Here is an 18,080-nt window from a genome sequence, read left to right as displayed (position 1 = left end):
GAAAGGAGCTTAAGCATGTCAAAAGCCAAAACGCTATTGATGGGCTGTTTTTTGATATTATCTGTAACAGCTTGCGCTCCAAAAGACCAAGCAGCGGATATGGATTATGATCAGACCAAAAAAATGGTTGTTGATATATTAAAAACAGATGATGGAAAGAAAGCAATTAAGGAATTATTGAACGATGATGCGATGAATGAAGCACTGGTGATTGATCAGGATGCCATTAAAGGAACAATAGAAAAAACACTCACCTCTAAAAAAGGTGCGGATTTTTGGAAAAACATCTTTGAAGACACTGAATTTGCGGAAAGCTTTGCTAAAACCCTTCAAACAGAGCATGAAAAAGTAATTAAAAAGCTGATGAAGGATCCGGATTATCAGAAAATGCTGATGAGTGTTATGCAGGACCCTGGAATGAATAAAAAATACAGCGAACTGGCAAAAAGCCAAGAATTCCGCAGTTATTTAGAACAAGTAATTACCGAAACACTTTCTAGTCCGCTTTACAAAAAACAGTTCGAAGATGAACTGAAAAAAGCAGCAGCAGAAACCGCTAAAGAAGGTGAGTAAAGGGAAGCCGGGATCAAAAAATCCCGGTTCGCCTTTTTATATTTGCACTTCCATTTTTTCAACAACTTTACTTGCAATGTCATGATATATCTCACCGATTGGATGGCTTGCGTCATAAACAGACGGAGCAAATTGGTCTTTATCCCAATCAGGCTGCTTTAACGGTATTCTGCCGAGCAAAGGCACTTTAAGCTCCTCAGCAAGTTTATCTCCGCCGCCTTTGCCAAAGACATATTCTCTTTCCCCAGTCTTTGCACTTTCATAATAAGCCATGTTCTCTATGACGCCAACGACCTCATGATCTGTTTTAATAGCCATAGATCCCGCTCTGGCCGCAACAAAGGCTGCAGTCGGATGCGGCGTTGACACGATAATTTCTTTACTGCTCGGAAGCATCGTATGTACATCAAGTGCGACGTCCCCTGTTCCAGGCGGAAGATCGAGAACGATATAGTCTACTTCTCCCCATTCTACTTCGTGGAAAAAGTTGTTGAGCATCTTGCCCAGCATTGGCCCTCTCCAGACGACAGGAGCATTTTCTTCAACGAAGAAGCCCATCGACATGACCTTTACACCGAAGCGTTCAACAGGAAGCAGTTTGTCTCCTTCAATTGTTGGACGCACTGTAATACCCATCATATCCGGCACACTAAAGCCATAGATATCCGCGTCAATTAAACCGACCTTTTTCCCAAGCCGAGCCAGAGAAATAGCAAGGTTCACTGACACAGTTGATTTGCCTACTCCACCTTTTCCGCTTGCTACAGCAAGGAAGACCGGCGGGTTATCCATAGTTAACAATGTTTTTTTCTCAGTTGACGGCGCCCGAAATTTCGCAACTGTTTCTTCAGGCAGCTCTTCAAATCGAAGGCCTACCGTCTCAGCGCCTGCCCCTTTTAAGACGTTTACGATTTCTTGCTGAACCTGCATTTGTTCTGCTGTCCCGGTTTTTGCAAGAGCCACTTTCACACTGACATGCCGTTTTTCAGGCTTTATTTTTACTTCCTTAACGGCATCCAATTCTCCCAGAGGTCTTTGAAGAAAAGGTTCGCGCATTTCACCGACTAGTTTTCTTACTTCATCTTCTCTTATCATCGAACCTCACCCTTTTGTGTATTCGTTTACAAACAGTATTATATCATACATAAACAGCGGGTGTCTTATGCTTAGAACCATGAGAAAACCCTCCTTTACTCCGGAGGGTCGCCTTTTTCTGTAAAGTATCTCAATATTCCTTTATATATGGAAGATGCCACTTTGTCCTGATATTTTGGTTTTCCCAGCATCTTAGCTTCGCCAGGATTGGATAAAAAACCGACTTCTACAAGCGCACCTGGTTTTGTGACGTTTTGCATTAAGTAAATTCCATGGATTCGCTTTGCTTTTCGGGTTGTATTCTCTAGGTTTGTTCTCAACTCATCCTGAATGTATTTTGCAATTTTCTCGTTTTCCTCGTATTTTCCGTAATAAAAGCTTTGGGCTCCGCTCCATTTTTGTGACGGGATTGCATTAAGATGAATGCTAAGGTAGAGCTCAGCCTCTGAGTTGTTAATTAATTTCACTCGCTGTCTTAAGTCTTCCCCTTTTCGCTTACTATAGCCTCTTGTCCCTTCAGGAGCTAGATCGGTGTCACTTTCTCTAGTCATCACCACTAGGGCCCCTTGTTCCTGAAGATAATCCCTGACTCTGAAGGCCACCTCCAGAGTTATATCCTTCTCTAACAGCTTGCCGCCTACTGCTCCTCCGTCCGGCCCGCCATGACCTGGATCAAGGTAAATAATTTTCCCGCTCAAAGGCAGACTCCACGGATTCCAAGAATCGCTATTGTTGAATTGATACTTGAATAGAAACAGTAATACGATAAAGCCTAGCATAAAACTAAGCCATTTAAGCTTTTTCCTCATCCCTTCCCCTCCCGCTTGTCCGTTATTACATAAGTATGGGACAGGGGTGGGAAATATGATTAACGCATACGAAGCTTACATTGTTTTTCTCTTTGGACAAACCCTTCTGTCCACCAATCTTTGATGAATTTTCGCGCTGCTTCATATACTGTGTTTTTATCAAATGTTGTGTATTGCTCATGTGTCCAATGATAAAGATATTCAAAAAACTCCATACGAAGCTCTTCTTCTTCCCTTGCAGAGCGGGCACTAACACTTTGCATAGATTCTCCATAATACCCGAAAACCCCAAAACGCCCTCCTAACAAATAGGCTTCTATCGCAAAATCAATACAGCCTTCAGTCATAACGTCCCTTTCATCCTGCAAAAATGGAAATAACGGAGTAAGACAGGCCTTTACAGACTGAATGATTTGTCTAAGTGAGAGTTCTTTAAGCAAGTTTTTTTCTAATTCAAAATCCTTTTGCCGTTTCACATCCATAAAAGACAGTACCTCTGCCATACAAATTCACTCTCCTTTTACCGGTTATTTTGAGGTTTGGGAGGTGAAACCATGCCCGAATACGGTTGGAAATTCGCCCAAATGAAGGTGTTGATAACTTGAACATCTAAAAAAAGCAGCTTTCTGCGGGGGAAGGAACGTGTGTTCGCTTGTAAGTGCAGAGGCATCACAATAATAAAAAGCAGCTCCCTCTAATAGGTCGCTGCCTTCATACTTTAATGCTTCTTGTTGCAGAATATGTATTAATGTATTGATCCAGCACAAAACCGCCTTTATCTTCATAAAAACCTGTGACGATAAAACCGGCGTCGAGCTGTCCCTTAATTTGGTCTTCTAAGGAATGCCCGAATTCCAGCGCTTCATTATTTTCAATCAGCTTTTTCACCTTATGTTTTGGAAGATCTTCTGAGTCGGCGTATGGAATGGAGTGCTTTACTTTTAAAACGCCCTGCTCTTCTAATTCAATGTCAAACAGAAAAACAACTGGATTAACAAACCCCGAGATTAAAGTGCCATTTCTTTTCAGCACGCGGTGCGCTTCTTTCCAGACCGGCAGGATATTTTCAACAAAAACATTGGCAACTGGGTGTACGATGAAATCAAATGATTCATTTTCAAATTGACTGAGATCATCCATACTTCCTTTAACTGTACGTATGGTCAAGCCGTCGCGATCAGCAACCATTCTGTCCTGCTCCAGCTGCTGTTCTGAGTTATCTAAGACTGTGACATCCGCTCCGGCTGCCGCCAAAACCGGGGCCTGCTGTCCACCTCCTGAGGCCAAACAAAGCACCTTCAAGCCTTTTACAGGAGGAAACCATTCCTTTGGCACATTTTTAATAGGGGTTAACCTGATATCCCAATTCCCTCTTTTTGCTTGTTCAATGACATGCCGTTCTACAGCAACAGTCCATTCATTGCCTGTTTCTACTTTTTGATCCCAGGCTTTGCTATTATGATCTACTAACGCATTCATGAATCGTTCTCCTTACTTTAATGTTTAGAGTATAACAAATATTTCTATATTGATACCGCTTTCCCTTTGCATATCCAGAAAAAAATTCATAAAACCGCAATAAATTCACAAAGGAGATGTGTGATTTTATGGCTAGTGAATATAATATCACTTTTTCAAATCAAATTAATGGTAGAGCACTTGATGCCGGCATTACGCTTTGCATTGCCCTATGCCATTTGACACTTTTGTAAGAATGCCTATGATGTAATAGGCCCTTTGTTAAACAAGGTTTTGTATTTCCAACAACGAAGGAAAATTTTTTAGTTTTGATTACAAGCGATAAATGCGTATACCATTTGCAAAGGACTTTTGGATATATTGAACTCATCGTTCGTTTACAGGCGCTTAAGATAGATCATTAAGCATTGAATTGAAAAAGTGATACATTTTGTGCTGAGAACTGTTAAAAGCATACACGATTGCGAAACCTTGTGAGAAAGACCAGCAATGAAAAAAGGGTCATTTTAATAGCCAAAAACAGATGCCTGTTTCATCACTTCTGCTTTTATTCTGAAAAGAAAATAAAAAAAAGCCCCCAACCCATAGTTGAGAGCTTTGAAACGTAAAATTAACGTTTTGAGAACTGAGGTGCACGACGAGCGCCTTTAAGACCGTATTTTTTACGTTCTTTCATACGAGCGTCACGAGTCAGAAGACCTGCACGTTTAAGTGTTGCACGGTATTCTGGATCTGCTTCAAGCAAAGCACGAGCGATACCATGACGGATTGCTCCAGCTTGACCAGATAAGCCGCCTCCATGTACGTTTACTAAAACATCATAAGTGCCAGCTGTTTCAGTCAAAGTTAATGGTTGTTTGATATCTTCGATTAGAGCTGGAGATGGGATGTGCTCGCTGATTTCACGATTATTAACGACGATACGACCTTCTCCTGGAACTAAGCGCACACGCGCTACAGAACTTTTACGACGGCCAGTACCGTAATATTGAACCTGTGCCAAATTGGTAACCTCCTTTTTAATTAACCGCGAAGTTCGTAAACTTCAGGTTTTTGTGCTTCATGTGGATGCTCAGAACCACGGTATACGTTCAATTTTTTGAACATTTGACGACCTAGAGAACCTTTTGGAAGCATGCCTTTGATAGCAAGCTCAAGCATTTTCTCAGGGTAGTTTGTACGCATTTCAAGAGCAGTTCTTGATTTTAATCCGCCTGGATGTTGAGTGTGACGGTAGTAGATTTTGTCAGTTAACTTTTTACCAGTTAACTCGATTTTTTCAGCGTTGATGATGATCACATGATCTCCAGTATCAACGTGTGGTGTGTAAGTTGGTTTGTGTTTTCCGCGAAGGATAGCTGCAACTTCTGAAGAAAGACGACCTAAAGTCTTGCCAGCAGCATCAACAACTAACCACTTGCGTTCAATAGTACTTGCGTTAGCCATAGGTGTTGTACGCATTGAATTTCCCTCCTAAATGATCTGTCATTTTCAATAAACTTCGATTACGTTCTATTTCACAACACAATAAGTTCCGGGGCTTATCGTGGGGTTGAAATACATACCATATGATATCTTATAACTTTATGCAGACTCTGTCAAGAAAATATTATACACCTGGTTTAGTTGTCATAGTAAACGTTCCATAAATATAGCCCATGCCCCGGTGCTGTACGCCCTGCTGCTTCGCGATCCTTCGCTTCCAGCATGGATTTCACATCATCGGGAGAAATTTTTCCAATACCTGCATCCAGCAAAGTACCTGCAATAATTCTGACCATATTATATAGGAAACCGCTGCCTGTGATCCGCATTTGCAGGCCGTCATCAGTCTCAGTCCAATCGAGTTCATAAATCGTTCTCACTTTGTCCTGCACTTCCGTTTTAACCGCACAAAAGCTTGTAAAATCATGTGTTCCTAAAAGATGCTTTGCCGCTTCTCTCATGTTCTGCACATTGAGGCGATATGAAAAATGGTAAGCGTAATGCCGTTTAAATACGTCCGGGTGTTTCTCCGTGTATACAAAGTAGCGATATTCCTTTTTAACTGCGCTAAATCGTGCATGGAACCCATCATCCGCAATTTCTGCCGTTTTGACTGCAATATCATCCGGAAGCAGTGCATTTAAAGCATACGGCCATCTCTCAGCCGGAATAGAGAGCGGTGTATCAAAATGAATCACCTGTCCAGCCGCGTGAACCCCGCTGTCCGTCCGTCCAGAGGAAACGACAGGAATTCTGTCTTTTGACTTATGCAGCACAGCCAGCGCCTTCTCAAGCTCATCCTGAACCGTCCTTTTACCCGGCTGTACTTGGTATCCATTAAACAAATGTCCGTCATAAGAAATCGTGCATTTCAGTCTCATAAAGCACCTCTAAGCCCTTAAGAAAAATAACAGAGCAGCCAATATGAACAAGCTGACAATGACAGAAGTATCCTTTGCCGTCCATACAAGCTTTCTGTATTTAGTGCGTCCCTCTCCGCCTTGATAGCCTCTTGCTTCCATTGCAACCGCAAGCTCTTCAGCACGCTTAAACGCACTGACAAAGAGAGGGACTAGTAGCGGCACAATTGCCTTCACTCTGTCTTTAAGCGGTCCGCTTGTAAAATCAACGCCTCGCGCCATCTGAGCCTTCATAATCTTATCTGTCTCCTCCATCAAGGTTGGGATAAACCGCAAAGAGATCGACATCATAAGAGCCAGCTCGTGAACAGGAAGCTTTAATTTTTTAAATGGGTTGAGCAGCCGTTCCATACCATCGGTAATCTCAATAGGTGTTGTTGTCAGCGTTAATAGAGTGGTCATTAAAATCAGATAGACGAACCTAAGGGAAATGAAAATCCCTTGTACCAAACCGCCCTCATAGATCTTGAAAAAGCCAAGTTCAAAAATAACCGGCCCTTCATGTGTCATGAAAATATGGAGCAGGAACGTAAAAAGAATAATCCAGATGATAGGCCTTAGCCCTTTCATCAAAAAGGAAAAAGGAACCCTTGTTAAGGAAACAACGCCTGCTGTAAATAAACCAAGCAGCGCATAGGTCTGCACATTATTGGCTAGGAAAACGATACAGACAAACAAAAAGATCGTAACCAGTTTTGTTCGTGGATCAAGCCGGTGCACAAGTGAAGAACCCGGCACATACTTGCCGATAATCATGCTGTCCATCATAAGGTCTTTTCCCCCTGAAAAAGAGCACGGATTTCAGCAGCTGCATCTTCTATTGTGAGCAGAGGCTCTTTAAATCTGACACCAAGTGCGGCTTCCAGCTGCCTTTGGAATTTAATCGTTTCCGGAAGATCCAGCCCCCAGCCGGCCATCTCTTCCCCTTTTGAGAACAAGTCTCGCGGACTGCCTGATGCCTGGATAGTTCCTTTATGCATCACGATCATTTCATCAGCATAGGCAGCCGCATCCTCCATGCTGTGGGTGACAAGAATTGTCGTCAGGTTTCCCCGTTGGTGGAGCTCATAAAACATGTCCATGATCTCTTTTCGCCCTCTTGGATCCAGCCCTGCTGTCGGTTCATCAAGAACAAGCACTTCAGGATCCATTGCAAGCACCCCGGCAATTGCAACCCTGCGCATTTGTCCTCCGCTTAATTCAAAAGGGGATCTATCCAGGAGCTCTTCAGATAAACCTACAAGCTTCAGCATCTCTCTCGCTTTTTGTTCAGCGTCTTCCTTTTTCACACCAAAGTTCATCGGTCCAAATGAAATATCTTTGAGAACTGTTTCTTCAAATAATTGATGTTCGGGGAATTGGAAAACGATTCCGACTTTTTTTCGGAGGGCTTTAAGGTCTTTATTCTTTTTTCCTGCCTGTATAACAGTACTGCCTAATGAAATATGCCCCTTTGTAGGCTTCAGGAGACCATTCAGGTGCTGAAGAAGAGTGGATTTACCGGAGCCTGTATGCCCTATTACGGCCACATAGCTGCCTTCCTTAATCGATGCATTGATATCATACAGGGCAAGGCGCTCAAACGGCGTCTTTATCTGATAGCGATGCTCTACATCTTTGATTGTAATGTCCATAGCTCGTTCACCAGCCCTTCCTGAGTCAAATGATTTTCTTCCAAAGCCAGTCCATTTTCTCTTAAGAGCTGGCTGAGCTGGAATGAGAAGGGTAAATCAAGCCCGATTCGAACAAGTTCCTTATTCAATTTGAAAATTTCTTCAGGCGTACCCTCGGCATATTTCTTACCGCCATTCATGACAATGATTCTGTCAGCTTTTGCAGCCTCATTCAGATCATGTGTAATCGAGATGACAGTTGCCATACCTTGCTCTTTTAAGTGTCTTACTGTTTCAAGCACTTCTTCTCGCCCGATCGGGTCAAGCATGGATGTTGCTTCATCTAAGATAATAATATCAGGACGTGCGGCAATAATCCCTGCTATCGCAACTCTCTGCTTTTGGCCTCCGGAGAGATGGTGCGGCTCTTGATCAAGAAAATCCTGCATGTTGACCTGTTTGACAGCCCAATCTACTCTCTCAATCATTTCTTCCCGCGGTACACCATTGTTTTCTAAACCAAAAGCCACATCATCGCGAACTGTCGTTCCGACAAATTGGTTATCCGGATTTTGAAAGACCATACCAATCTTCTTACGCACTTCCCACACTGACTCCTCTGTCAGTTGAATCCCAGCAACCTTTATGTCGCCTGATTCAGGAAGGATTAAACCATTCAATGCCCGGGCCAGTGTTGATTTCCCTGAACCGTTATGACCTACAATTGCAAGCCATTCACCCTCATACACCTGCAGGGAGACGCTATCTAGTGCTCGTCTTTCTGCGTCTTTCCGATATCGAAAAACGATATCCTCTACCGATATCAACTGATTTTGATTCACGGACAACCGGCCTCCTCTCAGCTCATACTCTGCTTGTCTCTCTATTGAAAAAGTTGAAGTATCTAAAAAAAGGGCATAGATCCAGTTAGAAACTGTCCCGCCCTTCTTTAGATACACAAAAATATGTGATTAAACCAATTCGATAATTGCCATTGGTGCTCCGTCACCACGGCGAGGACCAAGCTTCATAATACGTGTGTATCCACCTTGGCGCTCCTCGTAACGAGTTGCAATGTCAGAGAATAATTTTTGAAGTGCATCTTGGTTATTTTCTTCGTTAGCAACCTCGTTGCGGATGTATGCAGCAGCTTGACGGCGAGCGTGAAGATCACCGCGTTTGCCAAGCGTGATCATTTTTTCAACTACAGAGCGAAGTTCTTTCGCACGTGTTTCAGTTGTTTCGATTCTTTCATTGATGATCAAATCAGTTGTAAGATCACGAAGCATAGCCTTACGCTGTGCACTCGTACGTCCTAGTTTTCTGTATGACATATGATGTCCCCTCCTTTATTGGAATGCTTTTTCTGAATTATAAACACACGAAAATCCTAGTTCACAAGGGAAACTAGTCAATCGTCTTTGCGAAGTCCGAGTCCAAGTTCTTCTAGTTTCGCTTTCACTTCTTCAAGTGATTTGCGTCCTAGATTACGAACTTTCATCATATCTTCTTCCGTCTTGTTCGCAAGCTCTTGAACCGTGTTGATACCCGCACGCTTTAAGCAGTTGTAAGAACGAACAGAAAGATCTAGTTCTTCAATCGTCATTTCAAGAACTTTCTCTTTTTGATCTTCTTCTTTTTCAACCATGATTTCAGCATGCTGAGCTTCGTCAGTTAAACCAACGAATATATTAAGGTGTTCAGTTAAAATCTTTGAACCAAGCGCAATTGCTTCTTTTGGTCCAGTGCTTCCATCAGTCCAAACATCAAGTGTAAGTTTGTCATAGTTTGCAACCTGGCCTACACGAGTGTTCTCTACTTGATAAGATACACGAGAAACTGGCGTATAGATTGAATCGATCGGAATCACGCCGATAGGCTGATCGTCTCTTTTGTTTGCGTCGGCAGGCGTATACCCACGTCCTCTTTGAGCAGTAAGGCGAACTCGGAAACTCGCATTCTCACCAAGAGTCGCGATATGAAGATCAGGATTTAAGATCTCTACATCACTATCGTGTGTAATATCAGCTGCTGTTACAGTTCCATCACCCTGTACATCAATTTCTAGCGTCTTCTCTTCATCAGAGTAGATTTTCAATGCAAGCTTTTTAATGTTTAAGATAATCGTTGTAACATCTTCCACAACGCCTTCAATTGTCGAGAATTCGTGCAGTACACCATCTATCTGGATTGATGTTACAGCGGCACCAGGGAGTGAGGATAAGAGGATACGACGTAAGGAGTTACCCAGAGTTGTACCATATCCACGCTCAAGTGGCTCTACGACAAACTTACCAAATTTGGCATCGTCGCTGATTTCAACCGTTTCGATTTTTGGTTTTTCAATCTCGATCATTACTTAAAACCCTCCTTCAAAACGTCGAAACCTCGAATAGAATCATATGAGATTCCATCCGAAATTCCCCATTGTTTAGTCCCGTATGTGCTCAGGCAACGAGTCGGTGCATTCGTTTAATAAATAACTGTATCATAACCCATTATTGACAGGGACACAAAATCTATACAAACAAATTACACGCGGCGACGTTTTGGTGGACGGCATCCGTTATGAGGAACAGGAGTTACGTCTCTGATAGCAGTGACTTCTAATCCAGCAGCTTGAAGCGCACGGATAGCAGCTTCACGACCTGAACCAGGGCCTTTAACAGTAACCTCAAGAGTTTTAAGTCCATGTTCGATTGAACCTTTAGCAGCTGTTTCTGCAGCCATTTGCGCAGCAAAAGGAGTAGATTTACGAGAACCTCTGAATCCTAGAGCTCCGGCACTAGACCAAGAAAGAGCATTACCATGAGTGTCAGTGATCGTAACGATCGTGTTATTGAAAGTTGAACGAATATGAGCAATTCCAGACTCAATATTCTTTTTCACGCGACGTTTACGCGTGTTAGATTTACGAGCAGCAGCCATTGTTTAGGTACCTCCCTTACTTATTTTTTCTTGTTAGCTACAGTACGACGCGGACCTTTACGAGTACGCGCATTGTTTTTAGAGTTTTGTCCGCGAACAGGCAAACCTCTGCGATGGCGGATTCCGCGGTAGCTTCCGATTTCGATCAGACGCTTAATGTTAAGAGAAACTTCACGGCGAAGGTCACCTTCTACTTTCAGTTTGTCAATAACATCACGGATTTTACCAAGTTCTTCTTCAGTAAGATCACGCACACGAGTATCTTCTGAAACACCAGCCTCTTTCAAGACTTGCTGAGCCGTTGTGCGGCCAATTCCGAAGACATATGTTAAAGAAATAACAACACGTTTGTCACGTGGGATATCTACACCAGCAATACGAGCCATTCTCTGGGCACCTCCTTATAAATTATCCTTGTTTTTGTTTATGCTTTGGATTTTCACAGATCACCATTACTTTTCCTTTTCTGCGAATAACTTTACATTTTTCGCAGATTGGTTTAACTGATGGTCTCACTTTCATGTGTTTCCAACCTCCTTCAGTTTCCGGAGTGCTTATTTGTAACGGTACGTAATCCTGCCACGAGTTAAGTCATATGGAGATAATTCTACCGTAACTTTGTCTCCAGGTAAAATGCGAATGAAGTGCATGCGGATTTTACCAGATACGTGAGCCAAAACAGTGTGTCCATTTTCGAGTTCAACTTTGAACATCGCGTTTGGCAATGTTTCAACTATCGTACCTTCCACTTCAATTACATCGTCTTTCGCCATTCAAGTGTTCTCCCTTCTTCAAATCAGTAACTTGCTTTCTGACAAATTTCAAAAGAGAAAATCTCAGTTTTCCGTTTGTCACACGCCCTGTTTCGTTTATACTGTTCTGAACTTCCGGAGATACGCAATCATAAAGGGTAAAATGATTGATATTCTTTTTCTTAGGAGAATGAAATGTACGCTTTTCTCCGTCTGCTATTAGTACATGATGATCAACAATTCCACCGAAAATGGCAAGATGAATTCGTTCCTGCCAATGTTAAACCGAACCTTCTGCCCTATCAAGCCGGAAAAACATCTGCTTTCGGAATGATGTTATCATCTAGACCTTTGTCAGTATATCAAAACCCGTTTCCGTAATCGCAATTGTATGTTCAAAATGAGCACACTTTTTCCCATCTACCGTTACAACCGTCCAGTTATCAGCCAAAGTTTTCACATAGCGGCTGCCAGCGTTCACCATAGGTTCAATAGCGAGAACCATGCCAGGTTTGAGCCGTGGTCCTTTGTTGGGCGGACCGTAATGAGGGATTTGCGGGTCCTCATGCAAGTCTTGACCAACACCATGTCCGACATACTCCCTAACAACTGAAAACTGCTCATTTTCGACATACGTTTGTATTGCGTGGGAAATATTCGACAAACGTTCACCTGGTTTTGCTTCCTGCAAGGCTTTATATAAAGATTCCTCTGTCACTTCCAGAAGTTTTTTATCATCATCGCTGATGGTTCCTACCGGATATGTCCATGCAGAGTCACCATGATAACCATTTAATTTAGCACCGATATCAATACTGATGATGTCACCGTCACGCAGCACCCTGCTGCCAGGAATGCCGTGAACGAGTTCTTCATTCACTGATACGCAAATGCTCCCGCGAAACCCATTATACCCCTTAAAAGATGGGATTGCACCCTGCTTCTTAATAAAACGTTCGGCAATTTGATCCAATTCTTTTGTCGAGATTCCTGGTTTAATGTGCTTTTTTAACTCTTCATGAGTCAAAGCCACGATTCGCCCTGCTTCCCGCATGATACCAAGTTCACGAGGGGTTTTACAGATAATCATTTTTTTAATCCTCCAAGAAGATCCTTCACATCTGCATAAACATCTTGAATGTCCTGCTGGCCATTCACGTTTACAAGATAACCTTTCTCAGAATAGAAATCGAGTAAAGGCTGAGTCTGCTTCATGTTTACCTCAAGCCGTTTAGAGACTGTTTCCTCATTATCATCTGCCCGTTGATAGAGTTCGCCTCCGTCTTTATCACAAACACCCGGCGTTTTCGGCGGATTAAATACTAAATGATAGGTTGTGCCGCAAACACTGCAAATTCTGCGTCCAGTCAGACGTTCCATTAAAGAATCTTTATCAACTTTAATGTTAATGACATAATCAATCGGCTTGCCATATTCTTCAAGAATTTCTTCAAGAGCTTCGGCTTGAGCGACTGTTCGCGGAAATCCGTCCAGAAGAAAACCTCTTTCACAATCATCTTTGCCAAGTCTTTCTTTGACAATTCCAATTGTGACTTCGTCAGGTACGAGCTCTCCCTTATCAATATAAGATTTTGCTTCGAGTCCGAGTGATGTTTCCTCTTTCATAGCAGCACGGAACATATCTCCTGTTGAGATGTGAGGTATTCCATAATCCTCAACAATTCGTTCGCCCTGTGTACCTTTACCGGCACCAGGAAGCCCCATTAAGACTAAGTTCATTCGGATTTCCCCCGTCCTCTCTTAATTAAGAGGGAATGGATAAATCCATTTCCTCTAGTTTTTCATAAATCCACGGTAGTTTCGTTTCACCAACTGGCTTTCTAGTTGTTTCATTGTCTCCAAGGCTACCCCGACAACAATTAACAAAGATGTTCCGCCAATTTGTGCACTTTGAGGCAATCCAGCGAATTGAATGAAAAAGATAGGAAGAATGGAAATCACGGCTAAGAATAAAGCACCCACAAACGTAAGTCGATACAAAATGCTCGTAATTCTATCTTGAGTCATTTTCCCTGGACGAACCCCCGGGATATAGCCACCCTGTTTTTTAAGGTTATCAGCCATTTGTTCAGGATTAACCTGGACAAAAGCATAAAAGTACGTAAAGGCAATAATTAACGCAACATATATAGTCATACCCACCGGATGTGTATTGTCAAAGTTGGCTTGAATCCACTTTGTCACATCGTTTGTTCCAAAGAATGACGCGATCGTACGCGGCGTTATTAAAAACGCAACCGCAAAGATTACAGGAATAACCCCGGCAGGATTCACTTTCAATGGAAGGTGTGTAGACTGACCTCCGCCAGCAGGTGAACGACCTGTGCCTTTAGCATATTGAATCGCAATTTTCCGTACGGCTTGCTGAATGAAAATAACTCCAACAATAACTGCTAAAATCGCAATCACAAGAAGAGCGACTTTCACAATATGAATAAACAGCTGATCGTCGCTGCCGACAAATTGAGTCTCATATATTTGTCCAACCGTTTTCGGAATACTAGATACAATCCCCGCGAAGATAATGATCGATATTCCGTTGCCTACTCCATGAGATGTGATTTGTTCCCCAAGCCACATTAAAAAGGCAGTTCCGCCAGTGAGTACTAAAGCGATAATCAGATATGTGGATACGCCGGATTTTTCAATTAGCAATCCATTAGCTAAATTGTTAAATCCGTATGACATACCCAGCGCTTGGATAAATCCAAGGACAATCGTAAAGTATCTTGTGAACTGAGCCAATTTACGGCGGCCAACTTCACCTTGCTTAGACCACTCTGTAAACTTCGGCACAACATCCATCTGAAGCAGCTGGATGATGATTGAAGCTGTGATATAAGGAGTAATCCCCATTGCGAAAATAGAGAATTGGTAAAGCGCACCGCCGCCAAATGTATTAAGAAGATCAAATACACCCATTTGAGACTGTGCCTGTAACACATCAGCGTTAACATACGGCACAGGAATAAACGCACCTATGCGAAAGACGATAAGCATGAGTAAAGTGAATATGATTTTATTCCGGATATCACTCACACGCATAAAGTTGGAGATTGTTTTAAACAAGTTAGATCACCTCAGCTGTACCGCCAGCAGCTTCAACAGCTTCTTTCGCAGAAGCAGAGAATTTATTGGCTTTTACAGTTAATTTTTTCTCTAATTTACCGTTGCCAAGAATCTTTACTCCTGCATTAAGTTTGCTTATAACACCAGTCTCAAGAAGAAGTTCAGGAGTGACTTCCGTTCCTTCTGCAAAACCGTTCAATTTGTCTAGGTTGACTACAGCGTATTCCTTACGGTTAATGTTAGTAAAGCCGCGTTTAGGAAGACGTTGGAATAAAGGCATTTGTCCCCCCTCGAACCCTGGGCGTACACCGCCGCCAGAACGAGCGTTTTGACCTTTGTGACCTTTACCAGCTGTTTTACCGTTGCCAGAACCAATACCACGACCTACGCGATTACGCGTTTTGCGTGAACCTTCTGAAGGTTTTAATTCATGAAGTTTCATTAGGACACCTCCTTATCCGATCAATTATTTTTATTGTTCTTTAACAGAAACTAAATGAGATACTTTATTAATCATACCACGAATCGCAGCGTTGTCTTCATGAACAACAGTTTGGTTTGTTTTCTTTAAACCAAGTGTTCTCACAGTAACGCGTTGATCTTCCGGGCGACCGATTACACTTCGTTTGAGGGTAATTTCTAATTTAGCCATTAATATTCCCTCCTTATCCTAACAGTTCTTCTACAGATTTTCCACGAAGCTTCGCAACCTCTTCAGCGCGCTTAAGTTCACTTAAGCCTTGAAGTGTTGCACGAATCATGTTGATCGGTGTGTTAGAACCTAGAGACTTAGAAAGGATGTCAGCTACGCCAGCAAGCTCAAGTACCGCACGTACAGGGCCTCCAGCGATAACTCCAGTACCTTCAGAAGCAGGTTTTAACAAGATGTTACCTGCACCGAAACGTCCGATGATTTCATGTGGAATTGTAGTTCCAACCATTGGTACTTCAATTAAATTCTTTTTCGCATCTTCAACAGCTTTGCGGATTGCTTCTGGTACTTCTTGCGCTTTACCAGTACCGAATCCTACGTGTCCGTTTTTGTCACCGACAACGACTAGAGCTGCGAAGCGGAAACGACGACCACCTTTAACAACTTTCGCTACGCGGTTAACCGTAACTAAGCGTTCTTCTAACTCTAATTTGCTTGGGTCAATACGACGCATAATCATGTGTCCCTCCTTCTTTTATTAAAATTTAAGTCCAGCTTCACGAGCGGCATCAGCCAAAGCTTTTACACGTCCATGGTATAAGTATCCGCCACGGTCAAATACTACGTCAGAAATGCCTTTTTCAGCAGCGCGTTTTGCAACTAATTCTCCAACTTTAGCAGCAGCTGAAGTATCTCCAGTGCTTTCAACGTTCAAGTCTTTATCGAGAGTAGATGCACTAGCAAGTGTTACACCATTTACATCATCGATGATTTGAGCGTAAATGTGCTTGTTTGAACGGAAAACGTTCAGACGCGGTCTTTCAGCAGTACCAGAAAGTTTAGCGCGAACACGAGCGTGTCTTTTAAGACGAGCAGCATTTTTGCTAGTTTTCGTAATCATCTAGGTCACTCCTTTCTTCACTTTAAGCGATCTTACTTAGCAGATTTACCTTCTTTACGGCGAACAACTTCACCTTCGTAGCGGATTCCTTTACCTTTGTAAGGCTCTGGAGAACGGACAGCGCGAATGTTAGCAGCAATAGCTCCTACGCGTTCTTTGTCTGTACCTTTAACGACTACTTTCGTTTGAGAAGGAACTTCGATATCGATGCCTTCCTCAGGGACGATCTCAACAGGGTGAGAGTATCCAACGTTTAAAACAAGTTTATTTCCGGATTTAGACGCACGGTAACCGACACCGACTAATTCCAAACCTCTTTCAAATCCTTTAGATACGCCCTCCACCATGTTGCCAAGCAGACTGCGAGTTGTACCATGCAGGGCACGGTGCTCTTTTTGATCAGAAGGACGAGCGACTGTAAGCACATTGTCCTCTATTTTAATCTCCATATCAGGGTGAAACGTACGAGTTAATTCTCCTTTTGGTCCTTTCACAGCTACAGTATTGTTATCATTTAACGTTACTGTAACATCAGAAGGAATCTCAAGTAGCTTCTTACCTACACGAGACATACCAAACACCTCCATTCATGTTAAACTTTTTTACCAAACGTATGCTAATACTTCTCCACCAGCTTGTTTTGCACGGGCTTCTTTGTCCGTTAAAACGCCATGTGATGTAGAAAGAATTGCGATTCCAAGACCGTTAAGTACACGAGGTACTTCATTAGATTTAGCATAAACACGCAAACCAGGTTTGCTGATTCTTTTAAGACCAGTGATTACGCGCTCGTTGTTTTGTCCGTATTTCAAGAAAACGCGGATGATACCTTGTTTGCTGTCTTCTACGAACTCAACGTCACGAATGAAACCTTCACGCTTTAAAATTTCAGCAATTTCTCTTTTCAATTTAGAAGCAGGAATTTCAAGCTTCTCATGACGTACCATGTTTGCATTACGAATACGAGTCAGCATATCTGCAATTGGATCTGTCATAACCATTATATAATTACCTCCTTCCCTTTCTTGGGGATTACCAGCTGGCTTTTTTCACGCCAGGAATTTGTCCTTTATATGCAAGCTCACGGAAACAAATACGGCAAAGTTTAAATTTACGAATGACTGAATGCGGACGTCCGCAGCGTTCACAGCGAGTGTACTCTTGTACTTTAAACTTTGGTGTACGTTGTTGTTTCGCAATCATTGACTTCTTAGCCACGATTTCGCCTCCCTTTCATTGATTATTTCTGGAACGGCATACCTACTTGAGTTAATAGCTCACGAGCCTCTTCATCAGAATTAGCAGTCGTTACAATAACGATGTCCATTCCGCGAACCTTTGTTACTTTATCGTAGTCAATTTCAGGGAAGATTAACTGTTCTTTAATACCAAGTGTGTAGTTACCGCGACCGTCGAAAGATTTTTTAGAAACCCCACGGAAGTCACGCACACGCGGTAAAGATACAGAAATAAGTTTATCAAGGAAATCATACATGCGCTCTCCGCGAAGAGTTACTTTCGCACCGATAGGCATTCCTTCACGAAGACGGAATCCAGCAATTGATTTCTTCGCACGAGTAACGACAGGTTTTTGACCTGCGATAAACGTTAATTCTTCAACAGCACTGTCGATTGCTTTTGCGTTTTGAACAGCATCACCAACACCCATGTTGATTACGATTTTTTCAATTTTAGGCACTTGCATAACTGAGTCATAGCTGAACTTAGTCATTAAAGCAGGTGCAATTTCTTTATTGTACTTTTCTTTAAGGCGGTTCATGAG

Annotated in this window: 28 protein-coding genes and 1 pseudogene; 1 reads left to right on the top strand and 28 read right to left on the bottom strand. The window is 42.5% G+C overall.

Features of this window, described 5'->3' with window-relative positions:
* Nucleotides 1–15: 15 nt before the first annotated feature.
* Nucleotides 16–573 carry a spore germination lipoprotein GerD gene (gene gerD / locus HC660_RS00925; RefSeq protein WP_010332792.1) on the top strand — a complete coding sequence of 186 codons (558 nt, stop codon included), beginning with the start codon at nucleotides 16–18 and terminating at the stop codon, nucleotides 571–573.
* Nucleotides 574–609: 36 nt separating this feature from the next.
* Here the strand turns inward: gerD and salA are convergent, their stop codons facing one another.
* The 28 genes and pseudogenes from salA to rplE all read right to left on the bottom strand — a co-directional run bounded on the left by salA (nucleotide 610) and on the right by rplE (nucleotide 18,077).
* Nucleotides 610–1,668 carry an iron-sulfur carrier protein/transcriptional regulator SalA gene (salA, locus tag HC660_RS00920; RefSeq protein ID WP_168746787.1) on the bottom strand — a complete coding sequence of 353 codons (1,059 nt, stop codon included), beginning with the start codon at nucleotides 1,666–1,668 and terminating at the stop codon, nucleotides 610–612.
* Between the two features lie 95 nt (nucleotides 1,669–1,763).
* Nucleotides 1,764–2,477, bottom strand: coding sequence for an N-acetylmuramoyl-L-alanine amidase CwlD (gene cwlD, locus HC660_RS00915; protein ID WP_168746786.1), 714 nt, complete (start codon nucleotides 2,475–2,477; stop codon nucleotides 1,764–1,766).
* 59 nt (nucleotides 2,478–2,536) lie between these two features.
* Nucleotides 2,537–2,980: a YbaK family protein gene (locus HC660_RS00910; RefSeq protein ID WP_168746785.1), complete on the bottom strand. Its 444-nt coding sequence runs from the start codon at nucleotides 2,978–2,980 to the stop codon at nucleotides 2,537–2,539.
* Nucleotides 2,981–3,188: 208 nt separating this feature from the next.
* Nucleotides 3,189–3,956, bottom strand: coding sequence for a class I SAM-dependent methyltransferase (locus HC660_RS00905; protein WP_168746784.1), 768 nt, complete (start codon nucleotides 3,954–3,956; stop codon nucleotides 3,189–3,191).
* Nucleotides 3,957–4,566: 610 nt separating this feature from the next.
* Complete coding sequence (gene rpsI, locus HC660_RS00900; protein ID WP_003225846.1) at nucleotides 4,567–4,959, bottom strand: 30S ribosomal protein S9; 393 nt, start codon at nucleotides 4,957–4,959, stop codon at nucleotides 4,567–4,569.
* A gap of 20 nt (nucleotides 4,960–4,979) precedes the next feature.
* Nucleotides 4,980–5,417, bottom strand: coding sequence for a 50S ribosomal protein L13 (rplM, locus tag HC660_RS00895; RefSeq protein WP_003241966.1), 438 nt, complete (start codon nucleotides 5,415–5,417; stop codon nucleotides 4,980–4,982).
* A 161-nt stretch (nucleotides 5,418–5,578) separates the two neighbouring features.
* Complete coding sequence (truA, locus tag HC660_RS00890) at nucleotides 5,579–6,322, bottom strand: tRNA pseudouridine(38-40) synthase TruA (RefSeq protein WP_168746783.1); 744 nt, start codon at nucleotides 6,320–6,322, stop codon at nucleotides 5,579–5,581.
* A gap of 9 nt (nucleotides 6,323–6,331) precedes the next feature.
* On the bottom strand, nucleotides 6,332–7,129 hold the full coding sequence (locus HC660_RS00885) for an energy-coupling factor transporter transmembrane component T family protein (protein ID WP_168746782.1): 798 nt from the start codon (nucleotides 7,127–7,129) through the stop codon (nucleotides 6,332–6,334).
* The gene (locus tag HC660_RS00880; RefSeq protein WP_168746781.1) at nucleotides 7,126–7,995 is read right to left on the bottom strand and encodes an energy-coupling factor ABC transporter ATP-binding protein; all 870 of its coding nucleotides are present in this window, start codon (nucleotides 7,993–7,995) and stop codon (nucleotides 7,126–7,128) included. The genes HC660_RS00885 and HC660_RS00880 overlap by 4 nt, the downstream gene beginning before the upstream one ends.
* Nucleotides 7,971–8,816, bottom strand: a complete 846-nt coding sequence (locus HC660_RS00875) for an energy-coupling factor ABC transporter ATP-binding protein (RefSeq protein WP_010332784.1) — start codon at nucleotides 8,814–8,816, stop codon at nucleotides 7,971–7,973. The genes HC660_RS00880 and HC660_RS00875 overlap by 25 nt, the downstream gene beginning before the upstream one ends.
* Nucleotides 8,817–8,945: 129 nt before the next feature.
* On the bottom strand, nucleotides 8,946–9,308 hold the full coding sequence (rplQ, locus tag HC660_RS00870; protein ID WP_003225836.1) for a 50S ribosomal protein L17: 363 nt from the start codon (nucleotides 9,306–9,308) through the stop codon (nucleotides 8,946–8,948).
* A gap of 77 nt (nucleotides 9,309–9,385) precedes the next feature.
* Entirely contained in the window at nucleotides 9,386–10,330 is a 945-nt protein-coding gene (locus HC660_RS00865) for a DNA-directed RNA polymerase subunit alpha (protein WP_010332783.1), read from the bottom strand.
* 176 nt (nucleotides 10,331–10,506) lie between these two features.
* The gene (gene rpsK / locus HC660_RS00860) at nucleotides 10,507–10,902 is read right to left on the bottom strand and encodes a 30S ribosomal protein S11 (protein ID WP_010332782.1); all 396 of its coding nucleotides are present in this window, start codon (nucleotides 10,900–10,902) and stop codon (nucleotides 10,507–10,509) included.
* Nucleotides 10,903–10,922: 20 nt separating this feature from the next.
* Nucleotides 10,923–11,288 (bottom strand): 30S ribosomal protein S13, encoded by a 366-nt coding sequence (gene rpsM, locus HC660_RS00855; protein WP_003156545.1) that lies wholly within the window; start codon nucleotides 11,286–11,288, stop codon nucleotides 10,923–10,925.
* Nucleotides 11,289–11,310: 22 nt separating this feature from the next.
* Complete coding sequence (gene rpmJ, locus HC660_RS00850) at nucleotides 11,311–11,424, bottom strand: 50S ribosomal protein L36 (protein WP_003156543.1); 114 nt, start codon at nucleotides 11,422–11,424, stop codon at nucleotides 11,311–11,313.
* Between the two features lie 32 nt (nucleotides 11,425–11,456).
* Nucleotides 11,457–11,675, bottom strand: a complete 219-nt coding sequence (gene infA, locus HC660_RS00845) for a translation initiation factor IF-1 (RefSeq protein WP_003156508.1) — start codon at nucleotides 11,673–11,675, stop codon at nucleotides 11,457–11,459.
* Nucleotides 11,653–11,933: pseudogene (locus HC660_RS20940) on the bottom strand (KOW domain-containing RNA-binding protein). The gene infA and the pseudogene HC660_RS20940 overlap by 23 nt, the downstream one beginning before the upstream one ends.
* A 64-nt stretch (nucleotides 11,934–11,997) precedes the next feature.
* A complete protein-coding gene (gene map, locus HC660_RS00835; RefSeq protein WP_168746780.1) occupies nucleotides 11,998–12,744 on the bottom strand; it encodes a type I methionyl aminopeptidase in 747 nt (248 codons plus the stop codon).
* Nucleotides 12,741–13,394 carry an adenylate kinase gene (locus HC660_RS00830; RefSeq protein ID WP_010332780.1) on the bottom strand — a complete coding sequence of 218 codons (654 nt, stop codon included), beginning with the start codon at nucleotides 13,392–13,394 and terminating at the stop codon, nucleotides 12,741–12,743. Before HC660_RS00830 ends, map begins: the two co-directional genes overlap by 4 nt.
* 54 nt (nucleotides 13,395–13,448) lie before the next feature.
* A complete protein-coding gene (secY, locus tag HC660_RS00825; protein ID WP_010332779.1) occupies nucleotides 13,449–14,744 on the bottom strand; it encodes a preprotein translocase subunit SecY in 1,296 nt (431 codons plus the stop codon).
* 1 nt (nucleotide 14,745) lies between these two features.
* Entirely contained in the window at nucleotides 14,746–15,186 is a 441-nt protein-coding gene (gene rplO, locus HC660_RS00820; RefSeq protein WP_003225819.1) for a 50S ribosomal protein L15, read from the bottom strand.
* 30 nt (nucleotides 15,187–15,216) lie between these two features.
* Nucleotides 15,217–15,396, bottom strand: coding sequence for a 50S ribosomal protein L30 (rpmD, locus tag HC660_RS00815; RefSeq protein WP_003156497.1), 180 nt, complete (start codon nucleotides 15,394–15,396; stop codon nucleotides 15,217–15,219).
* 13 nt (nucleotides 15,397–15,409) lie between these two features.
* Nucleotides 15,410–15,910 carry a 30S ribosomal protein S5 gene (rpsE, locus tag HC660_RS00810; RefSeq protein ID WP_003156493.1) on the bottom strand — a complete coding sequence of 167 codons (501 nt, stop codon included), beginning with the start codon at nucleotides 15,908–15,910 and terminating at the stop codon, nucleotides 15,410–15,412.
* A 24-nt stretch (nucleotides 15,911–15,934) separates the two neighbouring features.
* Nucleotides 15,935–16,297, bottom strand: a complete 363-nt coding sequence (gene rplR, locus HC660_RS00805; RefSeq protein ID WP_010332778.1) for a 50S ribosomal protein L18 — start codon at nucleotides 16,295–16,297, stop codon at nucleotides 15,935–15,937.
* Nucleotides 16,298–16,329: 32 nt separating this feature from the next.
* Nucleotides 16,330–16,869: a 50S ribosomal protein L6 gene (gene rplF / locus HC660_RS00800; RefSeq protein ID WP_010332777.1), complete on the bottom strand. Its 540-nt coding sequence runs from the start codon at nucleotides 16,867–16,869 to the stop codon at nucleotides 16,330–16,332.
* A 30-nt stretch (nucleotides 16,870–16,899) separates the two neighbouring features.
* Complete coding sequence (rpsH, locus tag HC660_RS00795) at nucleotides 16,900–17,298, bottom strand: 30S ribosomal protein S8 (protein ID WP_010332776.1); 399 nt, start codon at nucleotides 17,296–17,298, stop codon at nucleotides 16,900–16,902.
* A gap of 31 nt (nucleotides 17,299–17,329) precedes the next feature.
* A complete protein-coding gene (rpsN, locus tag HC660_RS00790; RefSeq protein ID WP_003156488.1) occupies nucleotides 17,330–17,515 on the bottom strand; it encodes a 30S ribosomal protein S14 in 186 nt (61 codons plus the stop codon).
* Nucleotides 17,516–17,537: 22 nt separating this feature from the next.
* Complete coding sequence (rplE, locus tag HC660_RS00785; protein WP_010332775.1) at nucleotides 17,538–18,077, bottom strand: 50S ribosomal protein L5; 540 nt, start codon at nucleotides 18,075–18,077, stop codon at nucleotides 17,538–17,540.
* Nucleotides 18,078–18,080: the final 3 nt, after the last annotated feature.

The organism is Bacillus mojavensis, assembly GCF_012648005.1.
Taxonomy (GTDB): Bacteria; Bacillota; Bacilli; order Bacillales; family Bacillaceae; genus Bacillus; species Bacillus mojavensis.
This window is presented reverse-complemented; position numbering and strand designations above follow the sequence as displayed.

Coding starts and splice junctions, on each gene's coding strand:
- rpsM (WP_003156545.1), bottom strand. CDS start 11,288: ATGGCTCGTATTGCTGGTGTAGATATCCCACGTGACAAACGTGTTGTT.
- map (WP_168746780.1), bottom strand. CDS start 12,744: ATGATTATCTGTAAAACCCCTCGTGAACTTGGTATCATGCGGGAAGCA.
- HC660_RS00885 (WP_168746782.1), bottom strand. CDS start 7,129: ATGATGGACAGCATGATTATCGGCAAGTATGTGCCGGGTTCTTCACTT.
- infA (WP_003156508.1), bottom strand. CDS start 11,675: ATGGCGAAAGACGATGTAATTGAAGTGGAAGGTACGATAGTTGAAACA.
- rpsK (WP_010332782.1), bottom strand. CDS start 10,902: ATGGCTGCTGCTCGTAAATCTAACACGCGTAAACGTCGCGTGAAAAAG.
- rplO (WP_003225819.1), bottom strand. CDS start 15,186: ATGAAACTTCATGAATTAAAACCTTCAGAAGGTTCACGCAAAACGCGT.
- cwlD (WP_168746786.1), bottom strand. CDS start 2,477: ATGAGGAAAAAGCTTAAATGGCTTAGTTTTATGCTAGGCTTTATCGTA.
- rplF (WP_010332777.1), bottom strand. CDS start 16,869: ATGTCTCGTGTAGGTAAGAAGCTACTTGAGATTCCTTCTGATGTTACA.
- rplE (WP_010332775.1), bottom strand. CDS start 18,077: ATGAACCGCCTTAAAGAAAAGTACAATAAAGAAATTGCACCTGCTTTA.
- gerD (WP_010332792.1), top strand. CDS start 16: ATGTCAAAAGCCAAAACGCTATTGATGGGCTGTTTTTTGATATTATCT.
- rpsH (WP_010332776.1), bottom strand. CDS start 17,298: ATGGTTATGACAGATCCAATTGCAGATATGCTGACTCGTATTCGTAAT.
- HC660_RS00865 (WP_010332783.1), bottom strand. CDS start 10,330: ATGATCGAGATTGAAAAACCAAAAATCGAAACGGTTGAAATCAGCGAC.
- rpmJ (WP_003156543.1), bottom strand. CDS start 11,424: ATGAAAGTGAGACCATCAGTTAAACCAATCTGCGAAAAATGTAAAGTT.
- HC660_RS00910 (WP_168746785.1), bottom strand. CDS start 2,980: ATGGCAGAGGTACTGTCTTTTATGGATGTGAAACGGCAAAAGGATTTT.
- rpsE (WP_003156493.1), bottom strand. CDS start 15,910: ATGCGTCGTATTGACCCAAGCAAATTAGAGTTAGAAGAACGCTTAGTT.
- rplR (WP_010332778.1), bottom strand. CDS start 16,297: ATGATTACGAAAACTAGCAAAAATGCTGCTCGTCTTAAAAGACACGCT.
- salA (WP_168746787.1), bottom strand. CDS start 1,668: ATGATAAGAGAAGATGAAGTAAGAAAACTAGTCGGTGAAATGCGCGAA.
- HC660_RS00905 (WP_168746784.1), bottom strand. CDS start 3,956: ATGAATGCGTTAGTAGATCATAATAGCAAAGCCTGGGATCAAAAAGTA.
- HC660_RS00880 (WP_168746781.1), bottom strand. CDS start 7,995: ATGGACATTACAATCAAAGATGTAGAGCATCGCTATCAGATAAAGACG.
- rplQ (WP_003225836.1), bottom strand. CDS start 9,308: ATGTCATACAGAAAACTAGGACGTACGAGTGCACAGCGTAAGGCTATG.
- truA (WP_168746783.1), bottom strand. CDS start 6,322: ATGAGACTGAAATGCACGATTTCTTATGACGGACATTTGTTTAATGGA.
- rpmD (WP_003156497.1), bottom strand. CDS start 15,396: ATGGCTAAATTAGAAATTACCCTCAAACGAAGTGTAATCGGTCGCCCG.
- rplM (WP_003241966.1), bottom strand. CDS start 5,417: ATGCGTACAACACCTATGGCTAACGCAAGTACTATTGAACGCAAGTGG.
- HC660_RS00830 (WP_010332780.1), bottom strand. CDS start 13,394: ATGAACTTAGTCTTAATGGGGCTTCCTGGTGCCGGTAAAGGTACACAG.